The organism is Pseudomonas sp. Irchel s3a10 (genome assembly GCF_900187525.1).
GTDB classification, from domain to species: domain Bacteria; phylum Pseudomonadota; class Gammaproteobacteria; order Pseudomonadales; family Pseudomonadaceae; genus Aquipseudomonas; species Aquipseudomonas koreensis_G.
In genome coordinates this window covers 1-20,107 of the sequence record NZ_FYDR01000017.1, presented here as the reverse complement: position 1 = coordinate 20,107, position 20,107 = coordinate 1, and the positions used below count along the sequence as shown (strand labels likewise).

19 protein-coding genes are annotated in these 20,107 nt (G+C 60.1%); 7 read left to right on the top strand and 12 right to left on the bottom strand.

Annotated features, from left to right (window positions below; all coding sequences use genetic code 11):
- Positions 1–17: 17 nt before the first annotated feature.
- The 3 genes from CKW11_RS26955 to CKW11_RS26945 all read right to left on the bottom strand — a co-directional run bounded on the left by CKW11_RS26955 (position 18) and on the right by CKW11_RS26945 (position 2,381).
- Positions 18–452, bottom strand: coding sequence for a GFA family protein (locus tag CKW11_RS26955; RefSeq protein ID WP_095140110.1), 435 nt, complete (start codon positions 450–452; stop codon positions 18–20).
- A 169-nt stretch (positions 453–621) separates the two neighbouring features.
- Positions 622–1,854: an NADH:flavin oxidoreductase/NADH oxidase family protein gene (locus CKW11_RS26950; RefSeq protein ID WP_095140109.1), complete on the bottom strand. Its 1,233-nt coding sequence runs from the start codon at positions 1,852–1,854 to the stop codon at positions 622–624.
- Between the two features lie 83 nt (positions 1,855–1,937).
- The gene (locus CKW11_RS26945) at positions 1,938–2,381 is read right to left on the bottom strand and encodes a MerR family transcriptional regulator (RefSeq protein ID WP_095140108.1); all 444 of its coding nucleotides are present in this window, start codon (positions 2,379–2,381) and stop codon (positions 1,938–1,940) included.
- 155 nt (positions 2,382–2,536) lie between these two features.
- Between CKW11_RS26945 and CKW11_RS26940 the strand changes: the two genes are divergently transcribed.
- Positions 2,537–3,076 (top strand): AAA family ATPase, encoded by a 540-nt coding sequence (locus CKW11_RS26940; protein ID WP_095140107.1) that lies wholly within the window; start codon positions 2,537–2,539, stop codon positions 3,074–3,076.
- On the opposite strand, the gene CKW11_RS26935 is transcribed toward CKW11_RS26940, so the two are convergent.
- A complete protein-coding gene (locus CKW11_RS26935) occupies positions 3,057–3,752 on the bottom strand; it encodes a tRNA (adenine(22)-N(1))-methyltransferase TrmK (protein WP_095140106.1) in 696 nt (231 codons plus the stop codon). The genes CKW11_RS26940 and CKW11_RS26935 overlap by 20 nt on opposite strands.
- Positions 3,753–3,972: 220 nt before the next feature.
- Between CKW11_RS26935 and CKW11_RS26930 the strand changes: the two genes are divergently transcribed.
- On the top strand, positions 3,973–5,004 hold the full coding sequence (locus tag CKW11_RS26930; protein ID WP_095140105.1) for an alpha/beta fold hydrolase: 1,032 nt from the start codon (positions 3,973–3,975) through the stop codon (positions 5,002–5,004).
- A 114-nt stretch (positions 5,005–5,118) separates the two neighbouring features.
- Positions 5,119–5,277 (top strand): DUF2986 domain-containing protein, encoded by a 159-nt coding sequence (locus CKW11_RS26925; RefSeq protein WP_081730283.1) that lies wholly within the window; start codon positions 5,119–5,121, stop codon positions 5,275–5,277.
- A gap of 31 nt (positions 5,278–5,308) precedes the next feature.
- On the opposite strand, the gene CKW11_RS26920 is transcribed toward CKW11_RS26925, so the two are convergent.
- Together CKW11_RS26920 and CKW11_RS26915 are read right to left on the bottom strand one after the other, a co-directional pair.
- Positions 5,309–5,905: a DJ-1/PfpI family protein gene (locus tag CKW11_RS26920; RefSeq protein ID WP_095140104.1), complete on the bottom strand. Its 597-nt coding sequence runs from the start codon at positions 5,903–5,905 to the stop codon at positions 5,309–5,311.
- 167 nt (positions 5,906–6,072) lie between these two features.
- Positions 6,073–7,416 carry a hypothetical protein gene (locus tag CKW11_RS26915; RefSeq protein ID WP_143500123.1) on the bottom strand — a complete coding sequence of 448 codons (1,344 nt, stop codon included), beginning with the start codon at positions 7,414–7,416 and terminating at the stop codon, positions 6,073–6,075.
- Positions 7,417–7,578: 162 nt separating this feature from the next.
- Here CKW11_RS26915 and CKW11_RS26910 point away from each other — a divergent pair, with 162 nt between their 5' ends.
- Positions 7,579–9,960 carry a DUF3772 domain-containing protein gene (locus CKW11_RS26910; RefSeq protein WP_095140102.1) on the top strand — a complete coding sequence of 794 codons (2,382 nt, stop codon included), beginning with the start codon at positions 7,579–7,581 and terminating at the stop codon, positions 9,958–9,960.
- Between the two features lie 1,694 nt (positions 9,961–11,654).
- On the opposite strand, the gene CKW11_RS26890 is transcribed toward CKW11_RS26910, so the two are convergent.
- The 5 genes from CKW11_RS26890 to CKW11_RS26870 form a co-directional block, all read right to left on the bottom strand.
- Positions 11,655–12,326 (bottom strand): methionine ABC transporter permease, encoded by a 672-nt coding sequence (locus tag CKW11_RS26890; protein WP_095140098.1) that lies wholly within the window; start codon positions 12,324–12,326, stop codon positions 11,655–11,657.
- A complete protein-coding gene (locus CKW11_RS26885; protein ID WP_095140097.1) occupies positions 12,323–13,123 on the bottom strand; it encodes a methionine ABC transporter ATP-binding protein in 801 nt (266 codons plus the stop codon). The genes CKW11_RS26890 and CKW11_RS26885 overlap by 4 nt, the downstream gene beginning before the upstream one ends.
- Positions 13,120–13,935 carry a MetQ/NlpA family ABC transporter substrate-binding protein gene (locus CKW11_RS26880; RefSeq protein WP_095140096.1) on the bottom strand — a complete coding sequence of 272 codons (816 nt, stop codon included), beginning with the start codon at positions 13,933–13,935 and terminating at the stop codon, positions 13,120–13,122. The genes CKW11_RS26885 and CKW11_RS26880 overlap by 4 nt, the downstream gene beginning before the upstream one ends.
- 27 nt (positions 13,936–13,962) lie before the next feature.
- Positions 13,963–15,015, bottom strand: coding sequence for an isopenicillin N synthase family oxygenase (locus tag CKW11_RS26875; protein ID WP_095140095.1), 1,053 nt, complete (start codon positions 15,013–15,015; stop codon positions 13,963–13,965).
- Between the two features lie 263 nt (positions 15,016–15,278).
- Positions 15,279–16,214, bottom strand: a complete 936-nt coding sequence (locus CKW11_RS26870) for a Gfo/Idh/MocA family protein (protein ID WP_095140094.1) — start codon at positions 16,212–16,214, stop codon at positions 15,279–15,281.
- A 258-nt stretch (positions 16,215–16,472) separates the two neighbouring features.
- Here CKW11_RS26870 and CKW11_RS26865 point away from each other — a divergent pair, with 258 nt between their 5' ends.
- On the top strand, positions 16,473–16,736 hold the full coding sequence (locus CKW11_RS26865; protein ID WP_003224234.1) for a hypothetical protein: 264 nt from the start codon (positions 16,473–16,475) through the stop codon (positions 16,734–16,736).
- Positions 16,733–17,470 (top strand): Fic family protein, encoded by a 738-nt coding sequence (locus tag CKW11_RS26860; RefSeq protein ID WP_095140093.1) that lies wholly within the window; start codon positions 16,733–16,735, stop codon positions 17,468–17,470. The genes CKW11_RS26865 and CKW11_RS26860 overlap by 4 nt, the downstream gene beginning before the upstream one ends.
- A gap of 133 nt (positions 17,471–17,603) precedes the next feature.
- Here the strand turns inward: CKW11_RS26860 and ycaC are convergent, their stop codons facing one another.
- Positions 17,604–18,236, bottom strand: coding sequence for an isochorismate family cysteine hydrolase YcaC (gene ycaC / locus CKW11_RS26855; RefSeq protein ID WP_007966399.1), 633 nt, complete (start codon positions 18,234–18,236; stop codon positions 17,604–17,606).
- A gap of 314 nt (positions 18,237–18,550) precedes the next feature.
- Between ycaC and CKW11_RS26850 the strand changes: the two genes are divergently transcribed.
- On the top strand, positions 18,551–19,318 hold the full coding sequence (locus CKW11_RS26850; protein ID WP_095140092.1) for a helix-turn-helix transcriptional regulator: 768 nt from the start codon (positions 18,551–18,553) through the stop codon (positions 19,316–19,318).
- The last annotated feature ends 789 nt before the right edge of the window (positions 19,319–20,107 follow it).

The window sequence follows — 20,107 nt, the reverse complement described above, 5'->3', positions numbered from 1 at the left end:
AGCCCCGAGCTTCGGGGTCAATCAGGGTTGACCCGGAGCTCTTGCAGAAGAAACGCCAGTGACTCCACCGCACCGTGATGATTCTGCGTCGAACGCTGTGTATCCCATGACATGGCATCGTCCACGCAGAAATCGCCAACACATTCCACGTTCAGATCCTCATCCAGCAGGCCGAGCGGAATCCACACGTACGGTGATCCGCGAAGCGGGTTGGGCACAGTCGAGCCGCATTGTGCGCAGAAATCATTCCTGTAACCGCTGGGTTTGACCCAACTGCTGATCGAGTCCTGCCCTGCATCCCAACTAAAGTCCCGAGCACTGACCAGAGTAGCGAGGTTGAACCCGACACCGGTTTGCTTACGGCACAGTGAGCAGTGGCAGCGATAGAAAAAGCGCGGTTCCACTGTGAGGGAAAAGCGTACTGCAGCGCAAAGACACTGCCCTGTTGTCACGGATATCTCCTTTGGACGAGCGCTTGCACATCCATGCTGAAGTTTCAAAACTGCATTCTAGCGATCTGCGAGCGTACGCCCCTGATCCGGATGAAAAAAGCTGCGCCCACAGCTTGTCCGGGCTCTCGCCAGAGCGTCCGCCAACGTCACGATTGAAATGCCTTCCGACTCACGCCGAACGCTTTTCCACCCAGCGCCGATATTGCCGGGTGCGAAACGCCATGGCGATCTGCTGCAAAATCAGCGCGCGCAACGGTGACACGCGCGGATCAGGCTTTTTCGCCCGACTGAGTTTACCCAGCTGAAACTTTACCACCGCCATGTTCGCCAAGGCCGCAATGGCCTTGTTTTTCCAGGTAATCGGCGGCAACTGCGGGGCGTTGTCCTTGCCCTGCTGCCAGTCACGTGGCAGGTACGAATCGATGGCCAACGCGGTACCGATGCCGACCATATCCACACCACTGTGCACGACGCTTTCGGCCACCGGACGACGGCGGATGCCGCCGGTGACCATCACCGGCATTTTGGCAACGGTCTGAAGATCCCGGGCAAATTCGACGAAATAGGCTTCGCGAGCCAGGGTGCGACCATCGCGCGCCTCACCTTGCATGGCGGGAGCTTCGTAGCTGCCGCCGGACAGTTCCACCAGATCTACGCCCAATTCGTTGAGCAGCTCAACCACCTTTTTCGCATCGTCAGCGGTGAATCCGCCGCGCTGGAAATCGGCGGAATTGAGCTTCACCGCCACCGCGAACTGCGCCGAAACCACCGCCCTGACCGCCTTGACGATCTCGACCAACAACCGCGCGCGGTTCTGCAGAGAGCCGCCCCACTCGTCCGTCCTTTGATTGGTCAGTGGCGAGAGAAACTGGCTCAACAGATAGCCATGAGCGGCGTGGATTTCCACCCCAGTGAAGCCGGCCTGTTCACCCAGGCGTGCGGTATTGGCAAAACGCTGAATGACGTCCTCGATCACACTGGCGGTCATCGCGTGGGGTGTGGCGAAACGCTTGGACAGTTTGCCCAGCTCCAGCGGTACCGCTGACGGCGCCCAGGTTTTCTGCCCGAGGTTGGACTGCATCTGGCGCCCCGGATGATTGATCTGCAACCAGAACTGCGCACCGGCAGAACGGCCAATCCGCGCCCAGCGCTTGAACTTGTCGAGTTGCAGATCGTCCTGCAGCACCACGCCGCCCGGCCCGGTCATGGCGCGGCCGTCGACCATCACATTGCCGGTGATGATCAGCCCGGCACCACCGTCGGCCCACGCCTGATACAGACGCATCAGCTCTGCGGAGGGCGCCTGGTCGGCGTCCGCCATGTTTTCTTCCATGGCGGCTTTGGCGATACGGTTCTTGATGGTCGAACCGTTGGGTAAGGTCAGGGGGTCGAACACGTTCATGGGGCAGTCCTCAACTGGAGATGAGGCCACCATAAGATTGAAGTCAACTTTAAGGTCAATAGCCTTTTTAGCTGATTCGCGCTTCAACGCGCCACATCGCGACGCTCTGCAGCGCCCACCACACCTTGTTCGCGCAGTCGATTTATCAGCATTTGCGCATTGTCCGCGCACGCCACTCCCACGGGCTTGCCTTCAATGCCCTGGATGACGAGCTGAAGTTGCGCTTTGTTCTGCGCCAGCCGTTGCTGCAGGACTTCGATTTCTTCGACCTTTTGCTTCAAGCCGCTGAGCAACTGGTCGTGCTGCCAGCCGCTGGCATTCATCGGCATCAACTGACGGATTTCCTCCAGGGAGAAACCCGCCGCCTGCGCGCCAGTGATGATCTGCAATACCCACTGTGTGTCGGGGGCGTAATCGCGATAGCCATTGGCTTTGCGCGCGACCGAAGTGATCAACCCGCTCGCTTCGTAGAAGCGGATGCGAGAAGGCGCCAACCCGCTGATTTTCGCCAGTTCACCGATTCTCATTTTCCACTCCGCAAAAGTGTTGATATTGAAGCTGACTGTAAACCTAAAGGGATTGACGGCCAATCGACGCGCCGGTGGCCAACAATCCGCCATCACCTTTGATTGACCGCCTCGGAACCTGCACAATGGCCGGCTTTTTTCGACAGGAAGTCTCCATGCAACGGATTGTGATTCTGGGCAACGCCGGTAGCGGCAAATCCACCCTCGCCCGCACCCTTGGGCAGCGCCTGAACCTGCCGGTGGTTCACCTCGATCCTTTGTTCTGGGAACCAGGCTGGGTCGAGCCGGACGCCGAGCAATTCCGCCTTCGGGTCAGCGAAGCGGTTGCAGCAGATGCATGGATTTGCGAAGGCAACTACGCGCGCCGAACCTTCGATCTGCGCCTGCCTCGCGCTGATCTGATCATCTGGCTCGATACCCCGCGCCTCACCTGTTTCACCCGAGTGATCTTGCGCAGTGTGATGAACCGCCCTCGCCCTGATCAACCGATAGGCTGTGAAGAGAAACTTGACCGCGCGTTCCTCGGCTTTCTGAAATTCGTCTGGACGTTTGATCGCGGCTACCGGCCGGGAATTGAAAAGGTACGTCAGGCCATCGGTCCGGACGTTCCCGTGGTGCACTTGCGAGGTAACCGGCAGATCGCTGCGTTTATCGGCAGATTGACCGCAACATCCATCACGCCAGCAACTCAGTAATCCACTGCACCTGCCGCGCGACCTCTTCCAGCTTTTCCTCGGGCACAGCCTGGCGCGCCTGTTTGAAGCTGTTCAGGGTTTTCTGTTGCTGCCTTAAAGAACGTTGCCATTTGACGAGGAATGCCGGACTGCGTGCTTGCATCAGCAACGGGCCGAAGTACAGCTGTTCGGCGCTGTAGCGCACCGGCCCGTCGCGCTCGGCGACGATGATTTCGTAGAAGAAACGGTTTTCCTGCAGCACTTCCTCGTCGAGGATGCGGTAGCCGTTGTCCATCAGCCATTGGCGCAGGGGTTGCTCGCCGCCGTTGGGTTGCAGGATCAGCCGTTCGTGCCCGCTCAAGCGCGCCTTGTCACTGTCGAGGATGTCGCGAATCGTCTCGCCGCCCATGCCGCAGAGGCTGATCGCGGTGATTCCGTCATCAGGTTCGATCGCCGCCAGACCACTGGCCAGACGCACGCTGATGTGCTGCTGCAGATCGTTGTCGCGCACCGTACGTACCGCGGCATGGAACGGCGTCAGCGCCACCTCGCCGGCCACCGCCGCAACGATGGCGCCACGGCGCATCAGCGCCACCGGCAGATAACCGTGATCGGAGCCGATATCCGCCAAGCGCGCGCCGGCCGGTACATGCGCCGCGACGCGTTCCAGTCGCATGGACAATGTGTGTTCGTTCAACTGCCGCCCTCTTCCCCAGCCATCGCCGGCGCTGCTGCCGGACAAGGGGCGCGACTCTAGCGGGCATCGGTGGCTATTTCAAATCCGGACGGGCGCGGTCTTGTTCGGAATCGGCCTGTCACTGCACAGGCGAGGCACCAGCTATCTTCTTTGCAACCGGTCTATTAATCTGCGCGCAGCCGTACCTCAAAACAACAAATGCACTCATGGAAGATCAACTTTGAAAACAGCTCTCGGCGCCCTGCTTCTGCTTGGCCTGTCCACCAGCGCACTCGCGGACTCGCACCCCATCGGCTTCCACCGCACAACCCTGGCGGATCCGCAGCGGCCGCTGGAAATGGTCGTCTGGTACCCGGCGATAACCCATGCAACCGCGCAAGTGATCGACGACAGTCCGGTGTTCGTCAGCGCCTCTGCGGTGCGCGATGCGCCGCCGACGCCCGGCGAGCATCCGCTGGTGGTGCTTTCCCATGGTTACCGGGGCAACTGGAGCAACCAGATGTGGCTGGCCAGTGCGCTGGCCGATCAGGGTTACATCGTCGCGGCGGTAAACCATCCCGGCAGTACCACTCACGACCGTAGTGCGCAAGCGGCGGCGCAGCTGTGGCAGCGGCCGGTTGATCTGCGGCGGGCCATCGAAGCCGTTGTGGCGCAGCCGGAAAAATTTGGCGCGGTGGCGCCGCAGCGGATTGCCGTCGTCGGACACTCGCTCGGAGGCTGGACGGCTCTGGAAATCGCCGGTGCACGCTTCGACCCCGAGCGCTTTGCCGAGGACTGCAAGGCCCATGCGCAACTCGCCAGTTGCAACGTCTATAAGCAAATGAACCCCGCCAGCACCGCGCAAGGCAAAGCCGACCTGGCTGCGGACCGGCGCTACAAACCGGTCAGCGCCATCGTTTCGCTGGACCTGGGCCTGTCACGCGGCATGACCGACGCAAGCCTCGCGGCGCTGCCGGTACCGACGCTGGTGATCGCCGCCGGCGCACCTTCCGAAGACCTGCCGGCGCAACTGGAATCCGCCGATCTGGCCAAACGCCTGCCAGCGGCTACCACACGTTATGTCGAGATCAACGACGCCACTCACTTCAGCTTCACGTCGATCTGCAAACCGGGCGCGATCGAGATGCTCGAGGAAGACGCACCGGGCGATGGCGTCATTTGCCAGGATCGCGACAATGCGGGCCCGCGTGAAGTGATCCAGCAGCAGGTGGTAGCGCTGATCAGCGATTTTCTGACGACATCGAAGCCATGATCCGGGCAGCCGTTTGATCCTGCATCGCTGCAACAGGCTCGCCAAATTGCTCCGAGCCGGTTTTAATGCGCGCTTGATGGGCAGATGCCCGGCTCCCCTTCTCCGAGTAGAAACATGAACCGCCAAAAGAAACTGCAGCAGTTGTTCAAGGAAAAGGCCAAAAAGGCCAGCGCCAAACTCGCGCCGAAAAAGCCCAAGTACATCAGCAAGGCCGACCGCGCGAAACTGGCTGCCGAAGCGGCGGCAGAACCGGTTGAGACCCGCGAGAGCTGATTCGCTGCATCAGGCCTCAATTAAACGTGCTTTACAGATACGCCTCGATGTTCGCGATCGCCCGATCAATGTAGAGCTCTTTCTCGCCAACGGGCGTCACATAATGAAACGCGTTGCGGGTAGCCTCCACACCGGCCAGACGGGCGATGAACCAGGCCGCCATATATTGTGAAGACAGGCACCCGCCAGCGGTGGCGACATTGCCCTTGGCCATGAACGGCTGATTGAGCACTGCCACGCCGGCCTCCTCGACCCAGGGCTTGGTGATCAGATCGGTACAGGCCGGTACATCTTCAAGCAGGCCGAGTTTTGCCAGGATCAGCGTACCCGAGCACTGGGCGCCCAAGAGCTGGCGCTGCGGATCGAGCCGCAGCCGCGCCATCAGTTCGGTATCCGCCACGATATCCCGGGTCAGACTTCCGCTGCCCACCAACACCGCGTCCGCGTCGCTCGCCTCCTCCAATGACACCTGAGCCTCGATCACCAGGCCATTCATCGAACGCACTTTTTCCGTCGGGCTGGCGATCGACACGCGCCAATCGGGCTGTTTCACCCGGTTGAGAATACTGAACGCGATGAGCGAATCCAGTTCGTTGAAGCCTTCAAAGGTCAGGATGGCGATGTGCATGGTGAGTCTCTAAATGGACGATGACTCATCGTAAAATCTGCCGCTCATCACAATCAAAAAATTGTCATGGGTACATTGCCATCCGACATCGACGGGCATTTTGCACCCCAGGTACTGAAAGCCCAATCACCTCGGGTTGGAGCATTCATGCCTGCCTGACAACAACTTCATATCAGCCTGGCAACCGACCCTGCCGGCAATACCCCGTCCTTCTCAAGCGCAGTCAGTTTCGCGACAACTCGGGCACGCTCGCTTTCCGATGTTTCGCGGTCAGTAATCGAGTAAGTCTGGCCATAGACCCATGCACGCAACTGCTCAAGCACGGAAGGTTCAGCAGGTGCGCGAGACAGCTGCTGCAACAGATACCCGGCCTGCATCCATTTGGGCATCAGCTCAAGCAGCGCCTGACGTCGAGAGGCGGACAGCGCAGGCCAGAGTGTTTCGAGCTGAGCGCTGAATGCTGACTCGATGACTTTCCATGGCTGCGGGCGCAGGCCGCGTACTCCGGCCTCGAACACCGGGCGTGACGGATCCGCGATCGCCGCGATCAGTAAATCAGGCCTGCCCTCTCCTTCGAGGCTCAGGACCAGTGACCGAACCTCGCCACTGTTTTGGCTGAGGGCCGCGTTCATCCACCCTCGCGGGATTGCCATGCCAAGCGACTGCGCCAACCCGAGTACGCCAAGCCAACGGGCTTTGGTGGCGGGAATCTCGCCTACCAGTTGCGCTTGAAGTACCTGCAACGGGTCGACGCCATACTTTCTGGCGGCCCAGAGTGCAGTCGATCTTGCTGCAGACGATGGGTCGGTCAGAAAGTCTTCGATCAGTCGTGTGCGATCCGTTTGCAACTCAATGGCTTGCAGAAACGACAGGCGCCGGAGAATGCTGCTGTTGCTGGATAGTCCATAGGCGATGGCCTTATGAGCCGATGCCAGAGGCAGCGCCATTGCCCTGCCGAGCGCAGCCCGACGCACACTGAAATCTGCATGATGAAGGCTCGCAACAAGAAACGCCTCCAGCTCATCTGCGCGCTTTGTCTGAGCGAGTACCCTGAAAAATAACCGCGTACAGGCGCCACGGCTGGTTTCGAAGGCCGCCGTGGTTTGCGCGAGGCACTCAGGTGTTGCCAGCAGCGCTTCAAGCTTTTGGATGGTAACGCCATGGTCTTCGCGTCGGCGCTGCTCAAGGGCAAGGATGGCGGGAGTCTTGGCGATCAGCCAAGGGCCATACTCGGGGGTCAGGTAGTCTGCGAAAGCGTCTCTGGCCGCCGCGCGTACCTGCGGCACCCAGTCGTTGAGCCGCACGATAATGGACGCCAGCCGCTCGATCGACTGCGATGAGCGGATTTGCCGTAGACCGGCCTCCCGGTCGAATCCATCCCAGGACGTGACCAGCCACTTCCAGTCGCGCACTGGCAATACTTCTGGTGGATCTACTGGATCTACTGAGCGTTCGGCTTTTGCAGTGGTGGATGTTTTTCCGGTGAGCCTTCGCAACAAAACTTTCCACATGTAGCTGACTATCCCTGACGTCCGAACATTGGCGTGATCCATAGCATGCCTGTCGCTGAGTTTTTTTGAAACGCATGCCCTGCTTCCCCGAAATTTTCCGCCGCGCCCGGTTCGATCACCTAACCTCATAGCTTGTGTGATCAACGAGAACCGGCCCCTCTCATGCGCAACACATTGAAGTCATTGTTTTTTGTCGCGCTGCTCCTGCTCGCTCCGGGCGGTTCGGCGTTGTGGGCGGCGGATTTGCCGGCGTCTTCGGCGACGACTCCGGCGCCGCTGGTGGAGGTCTCGCAAAGTGATCTGCAAGCCCTGCAACTGCGCCTCGACGGGCTGAAGCAGCAGATTTCCGCTGCCAACAACTACAACCAGCTCGAAGGCCCGCAAGACCGGGTACAGACGTTCATTCTCGATGTCGATCGGTTATCGGCGTCGTTGTTGCCGCAGCAGGCGCAACTGGCAGTGCAGTTGGGGGTTCTCGGCGCGGCGCCGGATACGCAGATTGCCGCCGAACAGGCGGAAATCGCCGCACAACGGGCGCATCTCAACGAGCAGAAAAACAAGGTCGATGCCACGCTCAAAAGCCTTGCCGCGCTCAAACAAAGCGCCGCCGAGCTGATCACGCAAATCGCCGGCATTCGCCGCACACTGCTCGAAAGCGAACTGACGCTGCGCACCGACAGCATTCTGAGTCCGGCCTTCTGGTCGCCGCTGGTGGTGCCGGAACCGGATGATCGTCAGCGCCTGACGTTTTTCATCGATCAGGTCAGCGTCACCTGGGCCACGGTCTGGGCACCGGGGCAGCGTTTTTTCACCTGCGTGCTGGTGCTGCTGGCGCTGGCTTTCTGGACGGTCGGCCGCCGACTCGCCGAGCGCGGACTGACCTGGCTGTGCATCCACCGCATGCCGGAGGGGCGCCTGCGCCGCAGCGCGCTGGCATTCGCTTCGGCGCTGGCGACCCTGGGCACCACGGCCATCGCGCTGCATCTGCTGTTCTATGCCGGCACCCGCCACGACCCACTGACACCGATGCTGCAGACTTTTTCCGAGGAATTCGAAAAAGCCGTTTACGCCTGCGTCCTGATCACCGCGCTGAGCCGCGCACTGCTGTCGACCCAGCATCCATCGTGGCGGCTGCCGGCGATTGCCGACTCGGTGGCACTGGCGCTTCAACCCTATCCACGGATTCTCGCTGCCACCCTGCTGGTGCTCGTGACCCTGGTGCAAGTCAGCAACGCCACCGGCATGAGCAGCCAGATCGTGATCGCCCAGCGCGGGGTGATCGCCATCGTGGTGATCGTGATTCTGGTGCCGCTGCTGTTGCGCGTCGGCAAAGTGCGCAAGGCGTTGCTCACCGCCAATGACCCGGAGGCCGGCAGCACGTTTGCCGGGGCGATCTACAGCATTGCCACGGTGTGCATGTGCATATCGGCGCTGGCCTTGCTCACCGGCTACGTGTCGCTGGCCCGCTTCGTCACCTATGAGTTGGTGTGGGCCTATATCGTGTTGGCCGGGTTCTATTTGCTGATTCAAGTGGTCAAGGATGCCTGCGAGTACCTGTTCTCGCCGCGCTACTCCGCCGGCAAGACCATCAAGCAGACCCTGGGCATGGGCGACCGGCGGCTGGAGCAGATATCGATTGTGCTGTCCGGTGCCAGCCGTGCCGGGTTGCTGTTGCTGGCGGTGATCACCCTGTTCGTCGGCGGCATCGGCACCACGTTCGGGCAACTGACCACCAATGTCATGGGCATTCTCGGCGGCGCCGGTTTGCGCAAGCTGAACATCGTCCCCGCGCATCTGATCAATGCGGTGCTGGCGCTGCTGATCGGCATCTACCTGATACGCGCCCTGCGCCGCTGGCTCGACAACGAATTCCTGCCCAAGACCGACATGGATCCGGGCATGTGCGCGTCGTTGAGCACGCTGTTTTCCAACATCGGTTATGCCACCGTCATCCTCCTGACCTTGTCGTCGCTGGGCGTGCGCTGGACCAATCTGGCATGGATCGTCAGTGCGCTGTCGGTGGGGATCGGTTTCGGTTTGCAGGAGATCGTCAAGAACTTCGTCTCCGGGCTGATCCTGCTCACAGAACGGCCGGTGAAGGTCGGCGACCTGATCAGTATCAGCGGCGTCGAGGGCGACATCCGCCGGATCAACGTGCGCGCCACGGAAATCCAGCTCAGCGACCGCTCCATCGTGATCGTGCCCAACTCGCAACTGATCTCGCAAAACCTGCGCAACGTCACCCTCGGCGGCAGCGCCCAGGGGGTGGCGAGCCTGGAGCTGATGTTCCCGCTGGACATCGACCCAGAACAGGTCAAGGAACTGCTGCTGAACACCTACCGCGAAAACGAAAACATCCTCGACAAACCGGCGTCGTACGTGCGCTTCAGCAAGCTGTCACCCGATGGCATCACCCTGACAGTGACGGGCTACGTCGGCAGCCCGCGGATCGTCGGCGGGACCAAGAGTGATCTGCTGTTCGAGATACTCAAGCGGCTGGGGGATGCGGGGATTGCGCTGGCGAAACCAGCCGCCGCCCCGTAACAGCCCCCCCCCTGTGGGAGCGAGCTTGCTCGCGAAGACGTCAGCACAGGCAAAATCTCCGGCGACTGACACAGCGCTTTCGCGAGCAAGCCCGCTCCCACACGGGTTAGCGGTGATCCTTACAATGGATATCAGCCCAGACATTGTGCTGGCCGACCTGGCCTCATCGCTGGCAGGCCAGCTCCCACAGGATTTCGTGGCAACCACTGGATCGCTGGCTGGCAAAAATCCACTGTGGGAGCGAGCTTGCTCGCGAAGACGTCAGCACAGGCAAAATCTCCGGCGACTGACACAGCGCTTTCGCGAGCAAGCCCGCTCCCACAGGGGTTAGCGGTGATCCTTACAATGGATATCAGCCTGGGCATTGTGCTGGCCGACCTGGCCTCATCGCTGGCAGGCCAGCTCCCACAGGATTTCGTGGCAACCACTGGATCGCTGGCTGACAAAAATCCACTGTGGGAGCGGGCTTGCTCGCGAAGACGCCGGCACAGGCAAAATCTCCGGTGACTGACACAGCGCTTTCGCGAGCAAGCCCGCTCCCACACGGATTAGCGGTGATCCTTACAATGGATATCAGCCCAGACATTGTGCTGGCTGACCTGGCCTCATCGCTGGCAGGCCAGCTCCCACAGGATTTCGTGGCAACCACTGGATCGCTCGCTGGCAAAAATCCACTGTGGGAGCGGGCTTGCTCGCGAAGACGTCAGCACAGGCAAAATCTCCGGCGACTGACACACCCCTTTCGCGAGCAAGCCCGCTCCCACACGGATTAGCGGTGATCCTTACAATGGATATCAGCCTGGGCATTGTGCAGGCTGACCTGGCCTCATCGCTGGCAGGCCAGCTCCCACAGGATTTCGTGGCAACCACTGGATCGCTGGCTGGCAAAAATCCACTGTGGGAGCGGGCTTGCTCGCGAAGACGCCGGCACAGGCAAAATCTCCGGCGACTGACACAGCGCTTTCGCGAGCAAGCCCGCTCCCACAGGGGTTAGCGGTGATCCTTACAATGGATATCAGCCCAGACATTGTGCTGGCTGACCTGGCCTCATCGCTGGCAGGCCAGCTCCCACAGGATTTCGTGGCAACCACTGGATCGCTGGCTGGCAAAAATCCACTGTGGGAGCGGGCTTGCTCGCGAAGACGTCGGCACAGGCAAAATCTCCGGTGACTGACACAGCGCTTTCGCGAGCAAGCCCGCTCCCACACGGGTTAGCGGTGATCCTTACAATGGATATCAGCCTGGGCATTGTGCTGGCTGACCTGGCCTCATCGCTGGCAGGCCAGCTCCCACAGGATTTCGTGGCAACCACTGGATCGCTGGCTGGCAAAAATCCACTGTGGGAGCGGGCTTGCTCGCGAAGACGTCAGCACAGGCAAAATCTCCGGCGACTGACACAGCGCTTTCGCGAGCAAGCCCGCTCCCACACGGGTTAGCGGTGATCCTTACAATGGATATCAGCCTGGGCATTGTGCTGGCCGACCTGGCCTCATCGCTGGCAGGCCAGCTCCCACAGGATTTCGTGGCAACCACTGGATCGCTGGCTGGCAAAAATCCACTGTGGGAGCGAGCTTGCTCGCGAAGACGCCGGCACAGGCAAAATCTCCGGCGACTGACACAGCGCTTTCGCGAGCAAGCCCGCTCCCACAGTGTTCTCGGCGGCCTGGAGGACACCGCCATACTCATAAATTTCCTTAACGTCGATGGGCCAGCGAACGCACCAGCCGGTCGCCCAGGCTCTGCACGCCCTGCACCAGAATGACCAGCACCACCACGGTGGCGACCATCACTTCATTGTTGAAACGCTGATAGCCATAACGGATCGCCAGATCACCGAGGCCGCCACCGCCAATCACGCCGGCCATGGAAGAAAAACCGATCAGCATCACCAGCGTCAGGGTGACCCCCGCCAGTAGCGCCGGCAGCGCTTCGGGCAGCAGCACTTTGAAAATCACATGACGGATATCGCCGCCCATGGCGAGGATCGCTTCGATCCGGCCCTTGTCGACTTCATCCAGGGCGTTCTCGACGATCCGCGCAAAAAACGGAAACGCGCCAATGGTGATCGGCACTACCGCAGCGGTGCTGCCCAGCGTCGTGCCGACCACCAGTCGGGTCAGCGGAATCAGCGCAATCAGCATCACCACAAACGGCAGCGAACGCCCCAGATTGACCAGCGAACCCAGCGCGGCATTGAGGCGTGGCAGCGGCCACAGTCCATCGCGCCGACTGACAAACAGCAACACCCCGAGCGGCAAACCGATCAGCAGCGTGAACAGCGCGGCGAGCAAGACCATGTACAGGGTTTCGCCGGTGGCATTGAACAGCAGTTGCAGGATTTCATCCCAGTTGATCGTGCGGTTCATGACTGAGCCGCCCGCACGCCGTATTGCTTGAGGAAGCTGAGCCCGGGGATGTCGTGGCCCAGCGGCAGGCCGCAGGTTGGACGTAACGAAGTGCCGAGACTCGATCGCGGATCAGCGAGCAAACGCGGCACCGGGCCGGACTCGACCAGGCGCCCATCAGCCATGTACGCCGCGTGATCGCAGATCGACTTGACCACCTCCAGCTCATGGGTGATCAGGACAATGGTCACACCCAGTTGCCGGTTGATGTCGCGCAGCAGGTCAAGAATCGACGCCGTGGTTTCCGGGTCCAGTGCACTGGTGGCTTCGTCCGACAGCAGATACGCAGGCTCCGCTGCCAGGGCGCGGGCAATCCCCACCCGCTGTTTTTGCCCACCGGACAACTGCGAGGGAAAGGCTTGCGCCTTGTCCGTCAAACCAACCAGTTCCAGCAGTTCGCGCACCCGCACATGGCGCCACGGTTTGCCAACGTTGGCGATTTCCAGCGGCACGGCGATGTTGTCGAAGACGGTGCGCGAATGCAGCAGATTGAAGCCCTGGAAAATCATGCCGATGCGCTGCCGCTGGCGGCGCAGGTCGCTGGGCGACAGGGTCAGCAAGTCCACGCCGTCGATGAGAATTTGCCCGCTGTCCGGGCGTTCGAGCAGATTGAGACAGCGCAACAGGGTCGACTTGCCCGCCCCGCTCCGCCCGAGGATGCCGTAGATCGCGCCGTCGGGAATACTCAGCGACACCTGATCCAGTGCCGGCGCCGGCGCCGCCGGGTAGGTCTTGCTCAACTGCTCGACGACGATCATGGCTTGGCATCCTCCACCGGAATCACCGAACCCTTGAAGTTATCGCTGATGTACTTCGCCACCTGCGGCGAGGTCAGGTCCTTGGCCAGTTGCGCGATGCGCGGATCGTTCTGCAGTGTCGGCGTGGTCACCAGAATGTTGGCGTACGGATTGTGCTCGGCCTTCTCCAGCCCCAGCGCATCCTGGGCCGGCACCAGTCCGGCTTCCAGTGCGTAGTTGCCGTTGATCACCGCAAGGTCGACGTCGTCCAGCGCCCGAGGGATTTGCGGCGATTCGATTTCCAGGATCTTCAGCTGTTTCGGGTTCTCGGCGATGTCCTTGGGTGTGGCCTGATCGGCTGCCGGATCGTTGAAACCGGGCTTGAGTTTGATCAACCCGTTGTCCTGCAACAGGTACAGCGCACGGCTCAGGTTGGTGACGTTATTGGGCACGGCGACGGTGCCTTTTTCCGGCACGTCGGCGAAGCTTTTGTGTCGGTGCGAATAGATGCCCAACGGCTCGATATGCACCGTGGCGGCCACCGCGAGTTTCTGCCCAAGCGCTTGTTCCTGGGATTTCAGGTACGGCAGATGCTGGAAGTAATTGGCATCGACATCGCCATGCACCAACAGCTCGTTGGAGTTCACGCCGTTGGGAATCTCGATGACCTTGAGCTTGAGTTGCGGATCGATTGTCTGGATGTACGCGAGAATCTGCGCGTGGGGCACCGGGTCGGCCGCCACCCGCAACGGCTCCAGCTCCAGCGCCTGCGCACCGAACGAAGTCACCAGCGCGCCGAGCACGGCCAGGGTCAAACCTGCTTTTTTCAACATGGGCGGAGTCCTTGAGCGAGTGATGAATCAGGCGTTGGCGGTTTTACGAGCCGGTGCGGCGGGCATCAGAGCATCGGCATAGAAGCGGCGGGCGACGTCGGGGTGCGAACGCAACCGACCCTTGAGGTAGTTCCAGCCGACATCGCGAAACAGTGGGTTGAGCGGATCACTGGCCGGCCCGCGCGCCTCTCGCAAAAGTGCGGTGGGCAACGGATACAGCGGCACCACGGCATCGAGTTGCGCGCCGAGAAAGAAGGCGATGGACAAGCGTTCGCTGCCTGCGGGCGGCGACACCACCCGATGCACTGTGGCGCGCAGATAACCGTTGGTGGCCAGCTCCAGCAGTTCGCCAATGTTCACCACCAGAGTGTTGTCGCGGGGCAGCGCATCGATCCAGCGATCCTCCTCGACTTCCACTTGCAGACCGGCCTGCTGGTCTTGCAGGAGAAAGCTGAGGAACCCGGAATCCTTGTGCGCGCCGACGCCCTGCTGACTCGCGTTGGCGGCCTGGCCTGGATAGCGCATTAACTTGATGTGTTCGTTGGGCTTGTCGCCGTACAGCTGATCGAACGCGTCCGCCCGCAGCGACAGGGCCTGGGCAAAGGCACGCAGCAGGCGCAACGCCATGCGCGTCATCGCCTGTTGCCATTCGAGCAGCAGCGTTTTCAGTTCTGGCAGCGCCGCCGGCCATTGGTTGGGCCCCTGCAACCGAGCCCACAACGGACTGTCCGCGTCCAGCGGCAACGCTTCGCGCTCGGCCCCGAGATCGAACTGCTCACGCCAATCGGGTTGACCACGGGTGATCTCGGAAGCGGCACGGTTGTAACCGCGAAAATGCGGCGAATTGATCATGCCGACGGCGGTCTTTTCCTGCTCGGGCAAGGCGAAGAACTGCCGGGCATGATCCTGCACCTGCTTGAGCAGGTCGCTGTCGATGCCATGGCCGGTGAGATAGAAAAAGCCGACGTCACGCGCGGCGTGACGCAGGTTTTCAAGAAATTCATAACGCTGTTGCGCGGTGCCTTCGAACAACGAAAGGTCCAGCGTCGGCAGCGTGGTGATATCCAGGGTATGCGGCATGATTCACTCCCGTGTGAACCAAACCTGAAGAGCCTTTGATCGATTCAGCGTGTGCCGTCATGGCAATCGGGGGTCTATCGGTTTGATGCGTTTGATTCGTCGTGAGACAAAACTAAACGATCTTAAAAACCACGAACAAATACCCTTTTTGCATTAGCTTAGGCCTGACGCTCAGGTTCGCAGTCATCCCGACGCAGTGCTGGATGAACTGAGTGCTTTCCTGAGCGCCGACCTTTTCACAACGCTAATTGCGCTTCAACGGATCAACGTGCCGGGTCATAAAACGGTTCGACCGCCACCCGGCTGCCGACAAAAAAACTGTCAGCCACCAGCCGCAGTGGCTGTAGATCGACGTCGCTGGCCCGGTCTCCAATCAGTTGCCGGAAGTGTCGGTACACCGCCGTGTACTCGCCCTCTTCCGACACCGTTTGGCGCACGCCGTCAATGCTCAGCAGCGCCCCGCCGTTGTCCAGACGCAGCACTCCTTCGGCGCAGCGAATCTCGATACTCCAGAGTTCGTCGTGACCGTGGTCGAAATCGAACTCCGCCTGCACGTCGAGCCTGTGCGCATCGGACATCTTGATCGACGCGGCAATCGGCGACTGGCAGTTGTCCGGTACGCGCAGTTCGGCAGACTTCACAAACAGTGGCTGCGACAACAAATGGGTGACAATCGACAAGGCATTGATGCCGGGATCGAAAACGCCCAGACCACCGGGTTGCCAGATCCACGTCTGACCGGGATGCCACTTGCGCACGTCTTCCTTCCAGTCGATCTGCACGCTTTGCAACGTGCGGCTGGCGAGCCAGTCGCGGGCCGCTTCAATACCGGGGGCGTAGCGCGAATGCCAGGCGAACAATGCACTGACACCCTGCTGCTGCGCTTGACTGACCAGGGTCATCGCCTCGCCCAGCGTGGCGCACGGCGGTTTTTCCACCAACACATGTTTGCCGGCGGCCAGCGCCTGCTGCACCAGCGCGAATCGGCCTTGCGGCGGCGTACAAAACGCAATCGCATCCACCTCGGGGCCGTTTTCCAGCAACTCGCTCAACGAGTGAAAGTTCTCCACCCCTGGACAGGGTTTGCCCTGCGTGGCGACCGCCACCAGGCGAAATCCGGGATTGGCGTTGATCGCCGGAACATGTTGATCCTGGGCAATCTTGCCGTAGCCCACCAGACCGAGACGGATCGGTTGCATCAATGACTCCTGTTTTTATCTTGTTGTCGTCAGCGAGTGCGCAGATTAGCCGTAAACGTCAGGGAATATCCGGTGGCGGTGATCAAAAAACTGCTGGTGTGCGCGTTCGGTCAGCGCAACGGGTAGCAACGCTGATGCAGCGGCGCAAACGAATAAGCCGCTTTCTGTAAGTACCTTCCCAGGTAGCCGAGCATTAGCTGGCATGCCCCCGGAAACGACGCCGTGCTATGCTCCGAGAGAGAAAACGAGGGGTTCCAAATGACCAGATCAGCCACAGAGAGCGTCGCGACTGAAGTTCGCCTGCTCGCCAAAGCCCACAAGGTTACCGCCGACCGTGACAACCTCAGTTGTATGGCGGTGACGATCACGCGCCTGGCCGGTGATGTCGTGGAACTGGACGGTGTTGAGCAATTGCTCGTCAACCTCAAAAGAAAAGGCGTTCTGAGCAAGACAGAAATCATGGCCCTGCAAGGCAGGTACCTGCAGGAAAAAAGGCGTTGCAAAAAGCAACTGAGCGCATGAATTTCGACCCCTTCGGCGATTTTGAGACTGAAGGCTATCTTCAAAACTCGCTCAAACTCAAAGATCCCACTGAAGTCAAAGAATCCGAGCACCTCTCCTTTGAAGCCAGTATCGACGATGCTCTCGCCTATCTCGCCAAGAAAAAGCCCATTGACTACAAGGCAGTCCTGAAAACGCACGAAATACTTTTCTCGGGCTTTTACCCTTGGGCCGGGAAAGACAGAAATGAGCTAGTCCCCCACCTGGCAGTTTTCAAGGGATCGAAAGATGATCCTCATCACACGATATTTGAGCGTCCCGACCTGATCAAACGGTCCGTCGAGTACGCCCTCGAACTCGCAGCAAACAAAAAACGCTTCCGTGCTCGGCCTGGGGAAGTCATGGGTCAGCTGGCTTCTGCGCACCCTTTTCTGGACGGCAATGGGCGTACGATCCTGCTCGTGTACATGGAGCTGTGCTTTCGCACCAAATTCGCCATCAACTGGGCAATGACAAGTAAAGATGACTATCTGCGAGCTCTCAGCGACGAGATTCGAGATCCTTTCCTAGGCCATCTGGATCGTTACCTGACACCTTTCATCATCGACATCTCCAGTCGTGAAGAGTGGCCTGAAATGATTGGCGGCATAAAAGGACTGGATGGCCTGGATAAAGAAGGCATCACCTACGAAAGCCTGGATGATCCTGAGGTTCTGCAACTCTATAAAACGTATAGAGCGCAGCCCATGGAGTGAGCGTCAGTCGGGAAGCCCCCCTTCCCTGCGGATCTTCATCACGTTTGAGGTGCGCCGCACGCCTGCTGCAGACTGAAGCCGAAATATAAAAGCCTGCTTTTCAGGGCAGGCTTTCACGTTCACAACGCTGCAGTCACTTCTGCTGAGCGGTCAACGCCGAGTAGCTGTTCATCAGGTTCCGATAGTTCGGAATCCGCTGCGACAGCAGATTGCCCAGCCCTTCGATGTCGTTGCGCCAGTCGCGGTGCAGCTCACAGGCGACCGAGAACCAGTTCATCATTTGGGCGCCGGCCTGAGTCATGCGGCTCCAGGCGGCTTGCTGCACGGTGGTATTGAAGGTACCCGAGGCGTCGGTGACGACGAAGACGTCGAAGCCTTCGGCCAGTGCCGACAGGGTCGGGAATGCGACGCAGACGTCGGTCACCACGCCGGCGATGATGATCTGCTTGCGGCCGGTGGCCTTGATCGCCTTGACGAAGTCTTCGTTGTCCCAGGCGTTGATCTGGCCTGGGCGGGCGATGTACGGCGCGTCCGGGAACATTTCTTTCAGTTCCGGGACCAGTGGACCGTTGGGGCCTTGTTCGAAACTGGTGGTGAGGATGGTCGGCAGGTTGAAGAATTTCGCCAGATCGGCCAGGGCCAGCACGTTGTTCTTGAACTCGTTCGGCGAGAAGTCCTGAACCAGAGAAATCAGACCGGTCTGGTGGTCGACCAGCAGGACTACGGCGTCGTCTTTGTTCAGGCGGTTGTAGGTTGCAGTGCTCATGTTTGAATCCCTTTTCTTGGTTGAGGTAGTGGGCGTTGCGTTGAACATGGGCACAGATTACTAACCCAACCGGAACCGATAAATCGGTTGAAAAGCGTTTCACTGTCAACTTGAAGCGGACAATCGAGCGTGCCTGAGCTTGATTGAAAGCAAAGTTCGATGAGGGGTTATGAGCTAATAACACCTTCATTAAACCGTCTTTCAAACGTTGTACTAGGATAGGATCCACATCCTGACATTTGCGCCGACCAGGGAACATGCTCGACGCAGGTCAGGAATGGGACTGTTTCACCTGCAACTCATGGATGATGTTTATGAATTCACACCTGTTTCCCCACATCGGTAAAGTCATTGCTAGCACCGGCAGCCGGCACTTTCCGCGGATGCTGCATGACCTGATCCAGACACAACTGGCGGTGGACGCCACACACATTCGCCAGATGCGCGTCGAGCCGGTGGGCCGCCCCGCCCATCCCAACCCACCGGAAACCGGCAAAGACTCGGCCCAGCAGGCTGAAACGGTATTCTGCGAACAGATTGCCGCACGCTCGAGCGAGCCAATGGATCCGCCAGGCGCGGCCAGCGCCGACGCCTCACAATTGCACCTGACCCGGCGCAAGGACGGCTACCGCTACGTGATTTCGGTGTATCGCAACGACCAGTCGCAACGGTTCTCGGCTCAGGAGCAGAGCTTGTTGCAGGACATTTCTCCGGTGCTGCTGCCGATGGTGGAAAAACACATTCACGCCCTGCAACCTCAGCAGACCAGTACAGAAGACCCGTCGCCCGGCGCTGACGGCGCGCAACAGGGCCTGGAAAACCTGCGGCTGCGCTTCAACGAGCGTTTGCAGCAACTGGGCCTGAGCCTGTCCAATCGCGAAACCGAAGTGTGCATCGGCCTGCTCGCCGGGCGTACCGCACCGGAGCTGGCCGAACAGTTGCAGTTGAAGGTCAACACGGTGGAAAGCTATCTCAAGCGCGCGGCGATCAAACTGGGGATCAGCGGCCGTCATTCGTTGATGCGCTGGATGTATTCGCCTGGACATACCGCCACCCTGCCCGGCTCACCCCACGCCGCTTGATGGTGCCCGATCTGCAGGAACTGCCGCTGCGAGCAAGCCCGCTCCCACATCGAAATGCGCTGAGCCGATGGTTACAGCAACACCCGGTTAAAACTGTGGGAGCGGGCTTGCTCGCGAAGAGACCGTGTCAGGCACTTAAGGTGTTGGCTGGCACACCGCATTCGCGAGCAAGCCCGCTCCCACATTGGTATGCGCTGAGCCAATGGTTACGGCAACACCCGGCTAAAACTGTGGGAGCGGGCTTGCTCGCGAAGAGACCGTGTCAGGCACTTAAGGTGTTGGCTGGCACACCGCATTCGCGAGCAAGCCCGCTCCCACATTGGTATGCGCTGAGCCGATGGTTACAGCAACACCCGGTTAAAACTGTGGGAGCGGGCTTGCTCGCGAAGAGGCCGTGTCAGGCACTTAAGGTGTTGGCTGGCACACCGCATTCGCGAGCAAGCCCGCTCCCACATTGGTATGCGCTGAGCCAATGGTTACGGCAACGCCCGGCTAAAACTGTGGGAGCGGGCTTGCTCGCGAAGAGGCCGGTACGGCTGGCAACCCTCTCATTCAAGTCCTGCAGGCACTGCCCGCGACGGGCACAGAAGGCGCAAAGGGATGCCGGGCAGCGTCTTTTTATCCGTCGGGCCGTGCCTTACCGCTCATCCGAAAAGGCTTCGTACCTGTAATTTCTGACAGTAGCCAGAGCCGTCATCTTCAGCGCTGAATAACTCCATGCCCTTTGTCTCCCGACAGTTCGCACGGAGTTCCGTCCATGCTCGTTCAGCCCAAGATGAAAATCTCTGC